Here is a 16,340-nt window from a genome sequence, read left to right as displayed (position 1 = left end):
CAAGGATATCCGCGACAGAATTGATCAAACAAAACCTTAGGAGAGACAAATGAAAAAAAACAGACTGACCACATGGATCATCACCGGCATGGTGCTGGGGCTGATCACTGGCTACATCTGCCACCGCTATGCGGCAGATGCAGCACACGCCAAGACCATTGCCGGTTACTTCAGCATCGTCACTGACATCTTTTTACGTCTCATCAAGATGATTATCGCACCGCTGGTGTTCACTACCCTGGTGGCGGGCATGGCGCATAGTGATTCTGGTTCGATAGGTCGGGTGGGCTTGAAAGCCATGACCTGGTTCATCAGCGCATCGCTGATTTCGCTGGCGATAGGCTTGCTGTTCTCTAACATCTTTGAACCTGGCCGTTCGCTGGCACTGACTTTGCCTGATGTGAATGCGACCACCAAGCTGGCGACTTCATCACTGAACTTCAAGGATTTTTTGACGCACGTATTCCCGCGCAGCTTCTTTGAGGCGATGGGTAATAACGAGATTTTGCAGATACTGGTGTTCTCCATCTTCTTTGGTTTTGCCCTGTCTTCACTCAAAGGCAACGGCCCGCGCGTGCTGGTTAACGCGATAGAAGAAACCGCCAATACCATGTTGAAGATCACTGACTATGTCATGCGCTTTGCACCTATAGGTGTGTTCGCTGCGGTGGCTGCGGCAATTACGGTGCAGGGTCTGGAAGTACTGGTCACGTATGGCAAGTTCCTGGGTACTTTCTTCCTGGCGCTGGCGGTGTTGTGGGTAATCTTGATTGGCGTGGGTTTCCTGTTTTTGGGACGCGATGTATTCCGCCTGATCGGCCTGATCAAGGAACCGATGATCATTGCGTTTTCTACCGCCAGCAGTGAAGCGTCTTATCCCAAGACCATAGAGCAGCTGGAAAAATTCGGCGTCAACAGCAAGATCACCGGCTTTGTGCTGCCGCTGGGTTATTCCTTCAATCTTGATGGTTCCATGGTCTACCAGGCCTTTGCCGTGATGTTCATCGCCCAGGCCTATGGCATAGAGATGAGCCTGTCGCAGCAAATCACTATCTTGCTGGTGCTGATGGTGTCAAGCAAAGGCATGGCAGGCGTCTCCCGCGCTTCACTGGTGGTGGTGGCCGCAGTGCTGCCCATGTTCAACCTGCCAGAAGCAGGCCTCTTGCTGATCATGGGCGTAGACCAGTTCCTCGACATGGGCAGGACAGCGACCAATGTGCTGGGTAACAGCATTGCAACCTCTGTCGTGGCGAAATGGGAAGAAGGCAAAGAGCCTGTTGCCAGTGGTGTACCAGCGAATGAGGCTTATCAGGAGCAAGAACCTGTGTTGGCGAGGGTGGCGAATAGTTAAGGCCAGGATTTGATTGGTAGTGCTTGCAGGGATGGCGCGCGTAAAGTGTGCCATCCCTTTTTTGTAGGGTGCGTTATAACGCACCATGGATGCGCCGTATAGTATGTGCTTTCTGAAATTGAAATGCGGTGCGCTAATTGGTGCGTTATAACGCACCCTACTTGCTACAAATCTGGCTACGATATACAACGATATGGCGTGATGCATGTACGACCAATACATACAGATAATCATGCATGCGATCGGGTTTCGCTAATCGTCACGACAGGCTAAAAAGTATTCACTCATCATTCAAGCGTTCACAAGCCATGGCTTCACTTAAACCGCATCGCCCTCAACAAAAGCCTCGCTTCACTGTCTGCATTTTTGTCAGGTGCAGGTGGTCCCCAACCTTTTTCTCTCGGCATCATCATGGGGGCATAGCTTGTGCCAACGATGTGATAAGTCGTTTTACCGTTGACAAAGATATAGTTTGACGACACATGATGCGGCTTGTCGTTGACTGACACCTGATGGAAATAATGCAGGAAATTGCCCAGGAATTTGCTGTGTTGCAGTGTCGACAAAATAATGTCTTCGTGCGTATCAAGAGCACTCTTGATCGTTTTTAATAACTCTGCGCTGTCGCCATCTACTGGTGGTGGTAAGGTGATTACTTCATAGGTGAAAGGGAATATGCGCCCCTTTGACACAATTTTTATTCCCTGTACCTGATTAGGTTCAGGGGAGAATTCAGAAATTTCCAGAGGCTGGGGGTCCAGTGCTTCGATCTCGCTCAAATCAAGGCTGTAGGGCTTGTCTTTAAAAATCGCCGCCGTCTCGGTTGCTGCCGTTGTTGCCAACGTTGCCGGTGCAAGCAAGGCCAGCATCAGCATTATCAGAAAGTGGGGTAGGGCTTGCAGTCCTGGTGCTTTCATTGATCAGCCTTGTTAGTGAGTGATAGCGGTTGTCTATGTGGAGTTCTACGTGGTGTGAACACTTCAATGAGATTATATCTAAGTAATGTTGAATGCATATTTTGGATATGGTAAGCGACTTGGTGGCTTTTTAGAAGCTTGGCCTTGATAAGAAATTTTGCAATGCTTATTTCATTGCATCATTGCATCACTGTATAAAATCTGCACCGTTCGCAACACACACATGCGGCGCATTGCAACGCGCCCTGCGCAATCCCTTTGCAAGCATCGCCGTCACATCCATGATCATGCATCCATACTTTGCACAGGCTTTTGCTGCCATGCGAGGATGCCGCCGACAAACAGCGTCAGGCCAGAAAATATCAGGCCGCGTTCCAGCCCGCCAGTGCCGTCGGCGATCCAGCCTACGATGGTGGGGCCGACGATCTGGCCCAATGCAAACACGGTGGTGAAGGCGCTGATGCCTGCAGACCATGCCTCAGGCCTGGCGTTATGCCGCACCAGCGCGGTGGTGGATGCCACTGCTGACAAAAACACTGCGCCAAACAAAATGCCGGATGCAAACACGGCGAAGACATTGCTACTCAGTGCGGGCAGCAATGCCGCCAGACCCGCCAGCGAAGTCAGAATAGCGAGTGACTGCCCACCCTTATAACGGTCCAGCATGCCTGCCCAGATGCGCGACGAGGCCAGCACCGCCAGCCCAAGCAAGGAATAAAAGCCGGTTATGGCTGGCGCTGGCATGCCCTGTTCTTTCAACAGGGCGACCACGAAGGTCATATAGCCTATGTAGCCTGCGCCAAACATGAAATAGCCCGCCAGACCAAAGCCAAACGCCTTGATGCTGAACGCGCTTGTGGCACCCGCCTGTCCTGGTAAATCCTGTATCGTCCTGACTGGCAGGCTCATGACAATGGTCGCCAGCAGGCAGACTGCGCCCATCGCCAGCCACGGCCATTGCCATGCATGCTCAATGTGCTGCGTCTGCGCAGCCGCCAATGTCGAAGGAACCAGCAAGGCAGACAGGGTAATGCCGAAACCCGTGCCACCGTAATACAGGCCGATCAACAAACCTGCGCGCGCTGCATGCAGGCCACCCAGGCGCGAAATCAATACACCGCCCGCGATAAAAATCAATGCACTCGACACGCCCGCCAATATGCGTTGCAACAGCAAAAACCCGGTTGCAGTGACCATGCCCGACACCAGCATGAATATACCCGTCAGCACAGCTCCACCAGTCAGCAGGCTGTGCGCACGATAGCGCCGCATCAGCATGGGCGTGATCAGCGCACCCAGAAAATAGCCGAGGGCGTTGCCGGTATTCATCACCCCTGCCAGCAGATAAGACCAGCCCAGGTCGGTGCGCATGGGTGGCAGCAGCAGGCCGTAAGAAAAGCGCGACAGGCCCAATGCAATTGCCGCCCCCAGCGACAATGCCAGAGCGGTCAGGACGGGGCGTTGTTGTGGAAACTGACTGAACATTCCTGGCATTACCTGCACCTCAAAATTGGGGCTGCCCCGGCAGCCAACATGTTTTATGCTCATGCGATAGAATGCATCTCATCAAACATCATGCTGTCCATTTTATAGGTAGAAGAGTGATGTACAAACGTAATTTGTGCATGTCTTGCATGAACTATATTCATGAGTATCATGAGTAACCCCTTACTTCACTTGCCGCCGCTGGACGCCATCCGTGGTTTTGTCGCCGTTGCCCGGCGCATGAGCATTACCATGGCGGCGGAAGACCTGTGCCTGACGCAATCTGCCGTCAGCCGCCAGATACAAAGCCTGGAAGAACATCTGGGCAGCAAGCTGTTGATACGCAAACACCGCGCCATCGCCCTGACCCCGGCGGGCGAGCAACTGCTGCAACTGGCCTCGCCCTGGCTGGACAAGCTGGCTGCCTACAGCATGTCCCTGCAACAACAGGGGCAGTTGCAGGCGGTGACCATGACTGCGTCCATCAGCGTCACAGGTTTGTGGATATTGCCAAGGCTGGGCGCGTTCCAGGAAGCGCATCCGAATATCGACGTGCGTGTCTCCGCCAACAACCGCACGCTGGATTTGAAGAAAGAAGGCCTGGACCTGGCAATACGCTATGCCCGCGCAGCAGATGTGCCAGTGCATGCGATCAGGCTCTTCGGTGAAAAGGTCATGCCCGTGGCCTGCCCAAAAATCGCCGCCCGCGCGTTTGCCCATCCGCAGGCCTTGCTGAATGAAGTCTTGCTGGAACTTGATGAGCGCGCCCTGCCCTGGCTGCGCTGGTCAGACTGGCTGACCGCCACCGGCCTGCTCAGCATCAGGCCAGACGCAAAACCCAAGGCCTACCTGCACCTCAACCAGTACGACCAGGTCATCCACGCCGCACTGGAAGGCCACGGCATCGCCCTGGGCCGCGCCGCGCTGATACAACCCATGCTAAAGGATGGCCGCCTGGTGGCAATGGATGACACCCGCCTGGGCAATAGCGACTATGCCTACTGGCTCATCGACGAATCATCTTCGCCACGCGCCGAAGTTCAGGTGTTCAGGGACTGGATTATTGCGGAGGCGAGGCAAACGGATCAGGCATCTGAAAGTCTGGCGAACACCTGAGACAACAAGTAAACAAACTGAGCGCGTTGCTCCACACTGAATTGCATCATCGCCGTGATGTAGGGCGCATTATAATGCGTCGTATGAGATCACCGCATACCGGGGAAGAATATCTGTGCCGTGTACGACGCGCACAGCGGTGCATTGCGATACGCCCTACGTCACGGCATTTGCTAATCGCAGGAGCAGCTCCAGCAGCCAAGCTTTGGCAAGCTTGCCCTTCAAGACTTGCCATCAAATTTCTCAATGATGAATGCGCGTAGCGCGGTTGGTAATGCGATCACCGTAATACCTAGCGCCCCCAGAGTAAATACAAATGAGATACCGGGATTGCCAGCGCATGCAAATGCGGGATGAAATGTAGGCAGATGGCCGCCGCAGTCTATCGTCATCAACAACAGGCTCATCGCTCCACCGATAAAGAAAAGGAATAGCCACCCTGACCAGGGAAGCGTATCTTTATTTTTCTGATCGAAGACACCATTCCATGCCGCAATAGCGAATACAAAAGCAATCGAGTTCGCCCCGACTAGTGTGGGCAAAATATTTGCTTCCGCCGACATCAAGCCAACGCAAGCCGTTACTATGGCGACGAGCAATATCAGTGCAATTACCGAGGCGGTCAGATTGACTTTACTGATTTTGAGCATGCCGTTAGCTTTCTATTTTTAGTATTGTTGCACCCGCTACCCCGGCTTATGCGCCGTGCACAACGTATGCATGCGGCGCATTGCAATGCGCCCTATGTCACGGCAATGCTTGAGTGAGTCATGCCTCTATGTGCTTACGCCAAGCTTGTTACATTGACGTCCCTGATTTGTCACCGACATATCTGTCTTCTTCAGTATCGTAGGTACGATTAGCGCAGCGTAATCGTACGCATGTCAGCAAAATCCTGCTATTTTCAAAGCTGATTTTCATGGGAAATTGCATGAGTAAAATTTTTGTTCTTCCGGCAGATTGTGGCATGGCTGTTCTATATATTTTTGTAATTTCAAAGCTCAACATGCGTACGATTACGCGAATCTAATCGTACCTGCCCTGGCTCCGCTCGTCACCCCGGCTTCCGCGCCGTATGCACTGCCACTATCCCCAGCGACAGTCTTTCAAACTGGATATCGCTAAAGCCCATGTCCTGCATCTCCGCAGCGAGTTGTTCTGCGCCTGGGAATTCGCGTACGCCTTGCAGCAGATATTTGTAAGCCGAGGCATCGCCGCCGGTGGCTATCCATGCGATGACGGGGGTGCAGATGGACATGTAGGTCAGGTAGGCACTATGCAGCCATGCGGGGCGGATGTTGGAAGCTTCTAATATGATCAGGCGACCACCAGGGCGCAGGACGCGCAGGGCTTCTTGCAAGGCCAGGTGGCGCTGGCAGATTTTGAGGCCCAGTGAAATCGAATAAGCATCGACACTGCCGCTGGCAATATCAGGCATGCTGTGCATATCCAGCTGACACAGCCGCACTTGCTCTCTATGCTGGCCCAGCTTGCCTTGCGCAATCGCCAGCATTTGCGGGCTGATGTCAGAGGCGATGATGTGGCGGCTGGCGGGTAGCTGTTTTGCCAGCACGCGCAACATGATGTCACCTGTGCCGGTTGCGCCATCGAGCAGGGTTTGCCATTCTTCCTGCGCAATGATGTCGGCGACGCGGCGCTTCCAGGTACGGTGTATGCCAAAGCTGAACAGGTCACACAGCCTGTCATAGCGGCTGGCAATGCGGCCAAAGACATCGTCACTTGTGGCGACGAATTCTGCGGCATTGTCGGATTGTCGTGTGGGTATGTGCTCAGACATGCTTACGGCAAGAATTAAATAAATCGTGAGTGTAGCGTATCACGCAAACCAGCATCCGTTTTCATCATCCCCGTGATGTAGGGCGCATTGTAATGCGCCGTATGAAAGCACCACATCCCGAGGAAAACTACTGTGCCGCGCGCGACGTGTACATTCGGCGCATTGCAATGCGCCCTACGGTTATGGCTTCGATATGCAGTTCCGTGCACACTGACCCGCTAGTTTATCAATATTGATATACGGCATCTTATTGGTGCGCAGGGTATCCCCACATCTCCTGGTTTTGCCTCTCCAAAAATTTTTTTAAAATATTTTAAAAAGAAGTGTAAGTAATCTGAAATCCGTCCGACTGATGCTTAAGTTCTGCTTGTTGATGCTGACGATAAGGCAGGCAAAGAACTTGGTTTGACTTTCAATAGCACTTAAATAGTAATTAATTACCTTCACTTATTTTATATTTTACGGAGAACACATCATGAAAAAATCTATCCAAACTGGTGCCCTGATCGCTGCTGCTGCCGCTACTCTGGCTTTGTCTGGCTTTGCTGTTGCTGGCACAAGCACGATCAGCGCTGGTGACAAGGTACATTGTTCTGGCATCAACAGTTGCAAAGGTACTAGCGACTGCAAAACAGCAGAAAACGCATGCAAAGGCCAAAATTCTTGCAAAGGCCATGGCTTTGTAGCGGTAGCTGCTGGTCAGTGCCTGGCCAAAGGCGGCAAGATCATTGATCTGGATAAATAATCCTTATTGATTGATGAAATGCGCTGGTTCTATGGAACTGGCGCATTTTCTGTTTTCACTCTACATGCATTCATCATGACAAATCCCCTCACCTCTTCCAGCTTTGGCCTGGGTTTGCGTACCGACCATTATCTGTCCATACTGGCCGATAAACCGGCTGTGGACTGGTTCGAGATCTTGTCTGAAAACTATATGGTGCCCGGTGGCAAACCACTGGCGATGCTCGATGCCATACGCGCTGATTACCCCGTGGTCATGCACGGCGTTTCGATGTCGATAGGCACGCCAGAAGGCCCGACGGATGACTACCTGCGTGACTTGAAAAAGCTCATCGACAGGGTTGCGCCTATGTGGGTGTCTGACCATATCTGCTGGACGGGTGTGCATGGCAAGAATATGCATGACCTGTTCCCGCTGCCATATAACGAAGAAACGATCAGGCTGGTCGCCAGCAATGTGCGTCGTGTGCAGGATGTGCTGGGACGCAGGCTGGTGCTGGAAAATGTATCGAGCTATCTGCAATACAGCAGCGACAGCATGCCCGAATGGGAATTTGTCGCCGCCATTGCCGAACAGGCTGACAGCATGATTTTGCTGGATGTGAATAATATCTACGTCAGTAGCATCAACCATGGTTTTGACGCGATGGCATATTTGCGCGGCATCCCCCTTGACCGGGTCCAGCAAATTCACCTGGCCGGGCATAGTGATCACGGCACGCATATTGTCGATACCCATGACCAGCCCATCGCCGACCCGGTATGGGCCTTGTATGCGCAGGCGATACGCCGCTTTGGTGCAGTGCCCAGCATGATAGAGCGTGATGACAATATCCCGCCGCTGGCAGAGCTGGTGGCTGAACTCAATCAGGCACGCCGTATTTGTGCCGACATACTTTCACCAGCCATTGCGGCATAAAGGTGACAATGATGAACGCGACCCAGACCCTGCAATCAGATTTCCAGCAATTTATTTTAGGCCAGCGCGATGCGGGCAGCATGCACAGACACCTGGTCGAAACACCCGGCCTGGGGCGTGATGCCCGGCTGGATATTTATTACCAGGCTTATCGCCTGCGCCTGCGCGATGCATTGTCTGAGGCTTACAGCAAGACCCATGCGTATCTGGGTGACGAATTATTTTATCAGGCCTGTGCACAGTACATAAAAGCCCATCCCTCTCACTATCGCAACCTGCGCTGGTTTGGTGATGCATTTGCACAGCAGTTACGCACGCAGTTTGCCGAACACCCACAAGTCGCTGAACTGGCGCAATTTGAATGGGCGCTGGGCCTGTCCTTTGATGCGCCTGATCACGCTATCCTGACCCTGCCTGATCTGGCAACAGTCAGCGATTGGGAGACCGTGGGTTTGCGCACCAGCAGCTCGCTGCAATTCATCCCCATGCAATGGAACAGTGTGGCGATCTGGCTGGCCCTGAATGAAGACAGCACACCGCCTGCGCCAGAGTGCACAGAGCAAGCGACCACGTGGATAGTCTGGCGCAAGCAGTTGCAGGCGCATTTCAGGTCATTGGGCACAGAAGAAGCCCAGGCCTTGCAGCAATTGGGAACAGGCATGCGCTTTGCCGATGTGTGTGAACAGGCGGCAGAAAATAATCCAGAGATTGCCAGTGAAATAGGTGGCTGGTTGCAGACCTGGGTGGTGGATGAAATGCTGGTGGAAGCGACAGAGGCTTAGCCATCAGCATGACCACGTGCGGCGTAAAATTCGGTACATCCCCATCGCCAATATTGCCGTGACGTAAGGCGCATTGCAATGCGCCGCATAACATTGCTGCTCACACATTAGCTCACCATCACCATACACGACGCACATAAGCGACATACATAAGCTGCTCAATATATTAGGTCCTGAGTCTGCGTGCTTTCCATCATCGCTGTCAACAAGTCTGGGGTAAACGTCTACCCTCGCCCAACATTCCCGCATGGCAATTATATCGACTTGTAAAGCACTGAAACAATTTGACACAAACAGAAGGCCAATGTTTTAATCCACGCTTTGATTTTGGCGAAACGCGTGCCATTCCACCGACTAAAAAATAAACCACATGGAATTTGACCCTTTCGCCCCCAAGCCGCAAAGTCGGCCAAGTCCATCTGCCACCGGCACCCTGAGTCTGGAAGACTGGGATAAACCCGCCGCAAAAAAACCAGAGCCAGTCGCCACGCCATCCAGCCAGCGCGAACTGACGGGGCATGACATTTCCAATCTGAATCCCAAAGCATTTCGCAATGCCAATCTGAACCTGGAATTTTATGCGCCAGGCAGCTGGAAAGAAGTCAAGAACAGCCGCTCACTGCATTTGCTGGACCCGGCAACCGGCACCAAGCTCGAAGCCAATGGCTTTGCACGCGACCATATATCCATAGAAAAATGGGTGGGCATGCGCCTGCACATTGTGGACAAGGAACTGCCGCACATGCAGCAGGTGGCCAAGCCCAGCATCATCAAGGGTGAAAACTGGGGTAACCGCATCCAGGGTATCGTGGCAGAGTACAAAGGCAAGCAGCCAGGCGACGACGAAGAAAGCCATATGCTGATTTGCTGCATACGTACCGACAGCATGCTGGTCTCGATTGCGATCACGGCGAAAGCCTCCGTGTTTGCCATCAACCGTGCCGTGTATAACTGGATCTTCAGCCGCACGGACATCAATTCGTTTCCTGCCATGGCGGGTAGCACAACACCTGCCAGCAGCACAAATGCCAGGACCAGAGATGTTGGCGGCAGCGGCGGCAACAATTCCTCCGCAGGCAATGTGCAGTTTGAACATCACCACGGTGCCAGTGACGAAGTAGGCCGCCTGGCCAGCGGCCAGCGCTTGCTCATCCTCGGCATTGTGGCTTATTTTGTGCTGGCAGCCTGGGCCAAGAATGTTGACTATGGCAGCCGTGCAGAATTGATGTCGATTTTCTGCCTGAGCGTGATGACCATCATCATGAGCATCTTTGGCTTCTTCCGCGTTGCTGGCGGCCTGGGCTGGTCTGGCGGCAAAACAGCATTGATGTTCCTGCTGTCTTTTGTCCCCATCGTGAACATCATCCTTATGGTGGTCTTCAACATGAAAGCCACTGCCCTGATCAAGGAAGAAGGCTATAAAGTCGGCCTGTTTGGCGCGCGCGAGGCCATTCCCGATGATAACCATGACCTGCGCAATATCTTCCTGGTCAGCCTGGCGCTGACCGCCTGCATGTATGCGATGTCGGGCAAGTTTATCAAGCCCCCAAAAGAAGACCCGGTTGCCGAATTTTCACCACCTGATCAACGCTACACCATCAGCATGCCGGGCACGCCAACAGAACAGGCAAACCCCAAAGCCGAAGGTGTTTTCAACAACCACAGTTACTCGCTGCGCGCTGGCAAGATGCAGTATGGGATTACCTCTTTCGACCTGGCTGTGCGACCTGCTGATGCGACATACTTCCTCGACACGCTCAGGGAGAGTATCGTCAGCCAGGGCAAGATCAATATCACCGACGAAAAAACCATACGGGTAGAAGGCAACACCGGCCGCAGCCTGATGCTGTCTGCCAAGGGCGGTGTCAAGCGCGTGGATTATTTCCTGGTCGGAAAAACCGTCTACATCATCGAAGCCGGCGCCCCTAAGGACGAAGCAAATTCACCCAAGATAGCGGCATTTTTTGATTCTTTCCATTTGAATTGACTGGCTGACTTGATAAGCTGGATTCACCGACATTACCAAATGCTGCGTCATACAGATGATGCAGCATCAGCGCTCTGGCGTACCAGCTAGCATCACCTTGCGTGACGATTCCATATACCGCACGATCATCATCTCACTACTATCATTGCAGTAATGCAGGGCTCATTGCAATGCGCCCTGCGATTATCCATTTATTCATTGACCAAAGTCACCGCAAAGTGGAATGCCTGCGCCTGATTGCAGCACTCTTCAGGATGCCTGAGCATTTTAGAAATTACGTGCCACCACGACACCGTGGTAAGTCGTGACATACAAAGCATCACCGCTAAAAACCACAGACTGGGGTTTGGACAAGGCACCTGGCAGTGTCCCGGGGGTGAAGCCTTCCTGACCGGCTACCCCTATCAATGTGCTGACCAGGCCTGCTGGCGTGATTTTACGTACGGTATGATTGTCCGTATCAGCGACGTAAAGATTGCCTTTGGTATCAATACTCAGGCCTTGCGGACGGTTGAAGCGGGCTGCCGCGCCACTGCCGTCAGCACTGCCTGCCTGGCCGCTGGCACCTGCAAAAATGCTGCTGACACCTTCGCTGGAAATTTTGAAAATCACATGATTGCCACCATCTGCCACATAGAGATTGCCACTGCCATCCACCACCATGCCGTTAGATACCAACGGCGTCAAACGTACCGACGCAGGATTGCTGAAGTAAACTGCCTGTCCCAAGGGGACGCTGGCAAATGTATCGACCAGGCCGGCTATCGTCATCTTGCGTATGGTTTTATTGGCGATGTCGGCAATCAGCATATCGCCATTGCTGGTGGTGACTATACCATTCGGTGAATTGAACCTGACATTACTGCCTGTTCCATTGACCAGGCCATACCGGTCGACCGTACCAGCCAGTTGCGTGATGACGCCTGCGGGGCTGATCTGGCTGACCGTGCCTATCGTGTCTGCAACATAGACATTGCCGCTGGCATCTATCGTCAAACCATGGATCTGGTTGAATTTTGCCGTGCTGTTGACCACAGTCGTGACCATGCCTGCAGCGCTGATCTTGCGCAAGGCAATGCCATCTGAGAGGAGCAGATTACCGCTGCTGTCTGCAGTCAGATTAGCTGGTGCATTGAAGTTGGCCACTGCGCCGTTACCATCAGCCATACCCCAGACAATACTCGAACCGGCCAGTGTCGTGACGACACCTGCAGCGCTGATTTTGCGCACTTTGAAATTTTTCGTATCTGCCACATACAGGTTACCGGCGCTGTCGCTGGCTATGGATTCAGGCGTATCAAAACGTGCTGATGAACCTGTACCATCTTCTGGGCCCGTCAGCCCGGCAACACCTGCAATTGTACTGACCACACCGGCAGGTGTGATTTTTCGTATTAAGCTGTTGAGCGAATCTGCTACATACAGATTGCCTGCCGCATCCAATGCCACTGCGCGTGGTTCCTGGAAACGGGCTGCTGCCCCTGCCCCGTCAAGGCTGCCTGTTTCACCAGCGCGACCGGCAATGGTGCTAACCACGCCTGCAGCGGTGATCTTGCGTATCACGTGGTTGTATTTGTCCGGCACATAAACATTGCCTGCATCATCTACCGCCAGATCACCTGGCCAATAAAAGCGCGCATTTGCACCTGCCCCATCCTCAGAACCCGCCACCCTGAACTGCCCGGCCATAGTCGTCACCACGCCTGCCGGTGTGACCTTGCGTACGGTCTGCTCATCAGACACATATAATTTACCCGCCTTGTCAATCGCCAGACCATTCAGCATGTTGAACCTGGCAGTATTGCCAGGGCCGTCAACGGGGGAATCACATGCATTGCCAGCCAGGGTTGACGAGACAGCAGCAGGTGTCAGCTTAAGTATCTTGCAGCCGTAATCAAGGACATAGATATTACCAGCAGCATCTGTCACCATATGGTCGAATTTAAACAACCTTCCACTGCTGCCGGTGCCGCCTGCAGATGTTCCACCCGCAAAGGTCGTGACCACGCCAGCCTGGGTGATTTTACGCACGCGCCCGTAGTCGCCGACATACACATTACCGCTGCCATCAACAGCAATACCGCTCAAGACGTTAAAGCGTGCATAGGCACCAGCACCGTCGGCATTGCCAGAGCCACCGACATTACCAGCAAACAGGGCGATGCTGCCGGTACTTACAGTACCAGTGTTGCCACTGCCATTGTTACCACTATTACCGCCATCAACGGGATTGGAAGTTGCCACATTACTGCCACCACCACAGGCAGCTAATATGGCTGCCGTCATCAGGCCAAGCAAGGGAGTACGTAAGTGCGTGAATTTCGTCATGGATGACCTTTATGAGTTTGCACATCATGCAAGCGACCTCAGAACCGCATGAAAAGGAAACCCTTTGCAGACAATCTGGACAAGCTCGCATAGAGCATTTGATCCTGATGAAATATGATTTGCCAGGCAATTAAAATTTCATATGGGAAATTAATTGCAAGGATGGTATCACAATATTAATAATAGAGTGACAAGCCATCATGGCAACTGTATTCAAACGAGGAGATGGGACATAGCCTTCGCTCCAAATACGAAAGCGGACCAATAATAATTTGTGCTAGGTAAAGAGATTCAAATGTACGCGTAAACTAGTTCAAAGTTTCGCGTCGCCTTAAAGTAAAGTTGGCAGAGACTTCCAGACAGTCGTTGAATCCCTTGCCGACTGCGCGTATGTGGGATACTGGCGAGTGCTTAATGCTCAGTATTTCGGAGTCCCCACGCGCCGCCGTCGCGTTTTTCTGGTCGCAGGTCTTGGACAGTATCCCCCAATTGGGCTGCTGGCTGACGCCGCAGCAGTGGGAGCTTTTTCTGGCTCGACGAGCCCGGCAGACTACCCCGCAGAAATCGATGGATGGGCTTATCCTACCCTTCTATCAGGAAGCGCAACCTCACAAATCAATATCAGTGGTTCGGGCCTCATCTTTGCCGAAGAGCACAGGCATAAGATGGTTGATCGGATCGGAGAGGTTGAAAATAATGGGATTTGCCGGGGACTAGATGAGGCCCACTTTGCGGAAACTCATGCTGCCGGAAACGCCGTTGTCCCGCAAGTCGCGGAATGGATTGCAAACAGACTGAAATAGATCAAATGCAATCAGTATCTACAAGCACATACGAGATTTATTGTTGTACATTTGATTCACTTAACAATAGTTAACATTGGATTTTTTATTAATTTTAATACTGTTCTCATAGGAGAAATTCAGCTGAGTGTATATACAGTTATGTACAATTTTCAACTATCTGTTTTCATTGTATGTGGATATATGCAGAAGTACAGCATTACAATGTGCGTCAGTAGCACTGGAGGAAATATAGAGCGCTATGAGATTGCAATATAAAACTACTCGTATTGCTTTCGCTTGACAGTTTTCCGGGACAAGTCACTTGTCCCGGAAAACAAAGAACCCACTTGTGCAGGTACTTTAGCTTGGAATCTAACAGTCTCGGGCATGAGCTGGTTCTTGTCAAATAAATTTTATACAAAAATCTTTTTTGATTAAAGGAGCCAACATGGCACACCAAATTGCAGCAGTAAAAAAACTTGAGTCATTTAGCCAAGCTAAAGGCAAAAATATGACGGAGCAATTAGCAGTACTGCTTGATTCAAGATCAGTTTCCGAAACTACTCTGTTGCATGACCTTTTAAAAGAGCACCGCGGCGACATGATTAGTCGGGGAACGTTCCATTCCAGCATGTACATTCTTGGAGTGTTAAGAATTTGCGCTGATTACGTTGAGAAATACAGTGCAGGAGCATTGGAAGACTACAAGCGTGCAATTTCTTCTGATTTAGACAAATATGATGAAACATATTTGTCCAATACTGCCACTACACTTTTAAATCGCATCTCACAAGAGAAGGATAAAGTGCAAGGAATTCTTATATCAAATGCAGGTGACGTCGCTGCTGCAATGTCCAATAAAGGCTTGCTCGACTACAAGTCTCTTGATAGCGCATTCCAAAGTGTTTGGAATAGGTCAAAAGCAGAAATCGAAATATTCAATGCAAAATTAATTGAAAGCAGGCCAACTTTTTATACTCTCTTAAAAGAGAAATGGGAACGACAGCCCGTTGTAGTTGCCTTTACAGTAGTCGTTACGGTAATCGTATTCTTAGGCGGTTTTCTTGAAAAAATACAGAAAATGATTTTCTTTTAAATTAGAAACTTCCTTATTTTTTCTATGCTGTCTGACCAAAAAGTCCGCTAACATGCGGACTTTTTCAATTTTTGAAAAATGCAAATTCATTTGCAAATCTGTGCAAAGTATTGCGCAGCCTTACAACAATCCAAGCTGTGCCTATTGGATACACCTATATTGACACCACCTGCCACATACAAATTACCAGCTCAAACAAACTGAAAACGGTGAGATTCGAACTCACGGCCCCCGACAGCAATCGCTGTATGTAGACAGGTGCATTGATCCACTCTGCCACGCTTTCAAATTTTTTGTTGTTACCTGCACTGCGAATGAGAATTCCATCATGCGCGCATATGGCGTTGTTATTCGCAAGACGACGCTGGATGCCAGATCAAGTCTGGCCTGACGGCGGTGATATCGATGGCAATCGTGGTGCGCGTGGTGGGACTCGAACCCACATGCCAAGAGGTGCCGGTTTTTAAGACCAGCGTGTATACCATTCCACCACACGCGCATTAACTGACATCACGCAGCAAAAAAATGCGCGATTCAAACTGGTCGGAGTGCGAGGATTTGAACCTCGGACCTTCTGCTCCCAGGGCAGTAGCGCTACCAGGCTGCGCCACACTCCGAAAAACTTTCACTACTCAAACTGGCAGGGAATCAAGGATTCGAACCTTGGTGTGCCGGACTCAAATTCCGGTGCCTGGCCTCTTGGCTAATCCCCTATTTAACTGGTGCGCGCGGAGGGACTTGAACCCTCAATCCTTTCGGCACTGGTTTCTAAGACCAGCATGTATCCCAATTCCACCACACGCGCATTAATTCATTGTTCACTACTTGCCTTCTGTAGGGTGCGTTGCAACGCACCACCTTCGGCTATCAAAACAAAACCTTGCATTTTTGTGCGCCGGTTTTTATTACTTTTTTTCGCACCAACTATCTACGCCCGGGCAAAACGGTGCGTTGTAACGCACCCTACAGAAGTGCACATGTTGATGTGCTTACCAACTGGCGGAAACGGTGAGACTCGAACTCACGGGACCT

The 16,340-nt window shown here is 51.5% G+C and carries 12 protein-coding genes, 5 tRNA genes and 1 pseudogene; 8 read left to right on the top strand and 10 right to left on the bottom strand.

Going from position 1 to position 16,340, the window contains the following annotated elements:
- The first annotated feature begins 49 nt into the window (after positions 1-49).
- Positions 50-1,351: a dicarboxylate/amino acid:cation symporter gene (locus tag AC07OI_RS13100; RefSeq protein WP_495257537.1), complete on the top strand. Its 1,302-nt coding sequence runs from the start codon at positions 50-52 to the stop codon at positions 1,349-1,351.
- A gap of 314 nt (positions 1,352-1,665) precedes the next feature.
- On the opposite strand, the gene AC07OI_RS13095 is transcribed toward AC07OI_RS13100, so the two are convergent.
- Together AC07OI_RS13095 and AC07OI_RS13090 are read right to left on the bottom strand one after the other, a co-directional pair.
- Positions 1,666-2,268: a hypothetical protein gene (locus AC07OI_RS13095; protein ID WP_495257536.1), complete on the bottom strand. Its 603-nt coding sequence runs from the start codon at positions 2,266-2,268 to the stop codon at positions 1,666-1,668.
- Positions 2,269-2,553: 285 nt separating this feature from the next.
- A complete protein-coding gene (locus tag AC07OI_RS13090) occupies positions 2,554-3,762 on the bottom strand; it encodes a YbfB/YjiJ family MFS transporter (protein WP_495257535.1) in 1,209 nt (402 codons plus the stop codon).
- 162 nt (positions 3,763-3,924) lie between these two features.
- Here AC07OI_RS13090 and AC07OI_RS13085 point away from each other — a divergent pair, with 162 nt between their 5' ends.
- Positions 3,925-4,869 (top strand): LysR substrate-binding domain-containing protein, encoded by a 945-nt coding sequence (locus AC07OI_RS13085; RefSeq protein ID WP_495257534.1) that lies wholly within the window; start codon positions 3,925-3,927, stop codon positions 4,867-4,869.
- 221 nt (positions 4,870-5,090) lie between these two features.
- Here AC07OI_RS13085 and AC07OI_RS13080 read toward each other — a convergent pair whose 3' ends face one another.
- Both AC07OI_RS13080 and AC07OI_RS13075 read right to left on the bottom strand, forming a co-directional pair.
- Positions 5,091-5,519 carry a hypothetical protein gene (locus AC07OI_RS13080; RefSeq protein ID WP_495257533.1) on the bottom strand — a complete coding sequence of 143 codons (429 nt, stop codon included), beginning with the start codon at positions 5,517-5,519 and terminating at the stop codon, positions 5,091-5,093.
- Between the two features lie 404 nt (positions 5,520-5,923).
- Complete coding sequence (locus AC07OI_RS13075; RefSeq protein ID WP_495257532.1) at positions 5,924-6,667, bottom strand: ubiquinone/menaquinone biosynthesis methyltransferase; 744 nt, start codon at positions 6,665-6,667, stop codon at positions 5,924-5,926.
- 475 nt (positions 6,668-7,142) lie between these two features.
- On the opposite strand from AC07OI_RS13075, the gene bufA2 reads away from it, so the two are divergent.
- The 4 genes from bufA2 (at position 7,143) to AC07OI_RS13055 (ending at position 11,099) form a co-directional block, all read left to right on the top strand.
- Positions 7,143-7,412: a BufA2 family periplasmic bufferin-type metallophore gene (gene bufA2, locus AC07OI_RS13070; protein ID WP_492701525.1), complete on the top strand. Its 270-nt coding sequence runs from the start codon at positions 7,143-7,145 to the stop codon at positions 7,410-7,412.
- A gap of 75 nt (positions 7,413-7,487) precedes the next feature.
- Positions 7,488-8,330, top strand: coding sequence for an MNIO family bufferin maturase (gene bufB / locus AC07OI_RS13065; protein ID WP_495257531.1), 843 nt, complete (start codon positions 7,488-7,490; stop codon positions 8,328-8,330).
- Positions 8,331-8,338: 8 nt separating this feature from the next.
- Entirely contained in the window at positions 8,339-9,112 is a 774-nt protein-coding gene (locus tag AC07OI_RS13060) for an HvfC/BufC family peptide modification chaperone (RefSeq protein WP_495257530.1), read from the top strand.
- 370 nt (positions 9,113-9,482) lie between these two features.
- The gene (locus AC07OI_RS13055; protein ID WP_495257529.1) at positions 9,483-11,099 is read left to right on the top strand and encodes a hypothetical protein; all 1,617 of its coding nucleotides are present in this window, start codon (positions 9,483-9,485) and stop codon (positions 11,097-11,099) included.
- Positions 11,100-11,366: 267 nt separating this feature from the next.
- Here the strand turns inward: AC07OI_RS13055 and AC07OI_RS13050 are convergent, their stop codons facing one another.
- Complete coding sequence (locus tag AC07OI_RS13050; RefSeq protein ID WP_495257528.1) at positions 11,367-13,427, bottom strand: hypothetical protein; 2,061 nt, start codon at positions 13,425-13,427, stop codon at positions 11,367-11,369.
- Positions 13,428-13,783: 356 nt separating this feature from the next.
- Between AC07OI_RS13050 and AC07OI_RS13045 the strand changes: the two are divergent.
- Positions 13,784-14,230, top strand: a pseudogene (locus tag AC07OI_RS13045) (DNA cytosine methyltransferase); the annotation flags it as partial.
- Positions 14,231-14,660: 430 nt separating this feature from the next.
- Complete coding sequence (locus AC07OI_RS13040; RefSeq protein ID WP_492701535.1) at positions 14,661-15,308, top strand: hypothetical protein; 648 nt, start codon at positions 14,661-14,663, stop codon at positions 15,306-15,308.
- A gap of 201 nt (positions 15,309-15,509) precedes the next feature.
- Here AC07OI_RS13040 and AC07OI_RS13035 read toward each other — a convergent pair.
- The 5 genes from AC07OI_RS13035 to AC07OI_RS13015 all read right to left on the bottom strand — a co-directional run bounded on the left by AC07OI_RS13035 (position 15,510) and on the right by AC07OI_RS13015 (position 16,113).
- A tRNA-OTHER gene (locus tag AC07OI_RS13035) sits at positions 15,510-15,594 on the bottom strand.
- 129 nt (positions 15,595-15,723) lie between these two features.
- Positions 15,724-15,807 (bottom strand) — tRNA-Leu (locus AC07OI_RS13030).
- A 41-nt stretch (positions 15,808-15,848) separates the two neighbouring features.
- Positions 15,849-15,925, bottom strand: a tRNA-Pro gene (locus AC07OI_RS13025).
- Between the two features lie 21 nt (positions 15,926-15,946).
- A tRNA-Gln gene (locus tag AC07OI_RS13020) sits at positions 15,947-16,021 on the bottom strand.
- 7 nt (positions 16,022-16,028) lie between these two features.
- Positions 16,029-16,113, bottom strand: a tRNA-Leu gene (locus AC07OI_RS13015).
- Between the last annotated feature and the right edge of the window lie 227 nt (positions 16,114-16,340).

The organism is Undibacterium sp. GW821-FHT07F11 (genome assembly GCF_059418665.1).
This window is presented reverse-complemented; position numbering and strand designations above follow the sequence as displayed.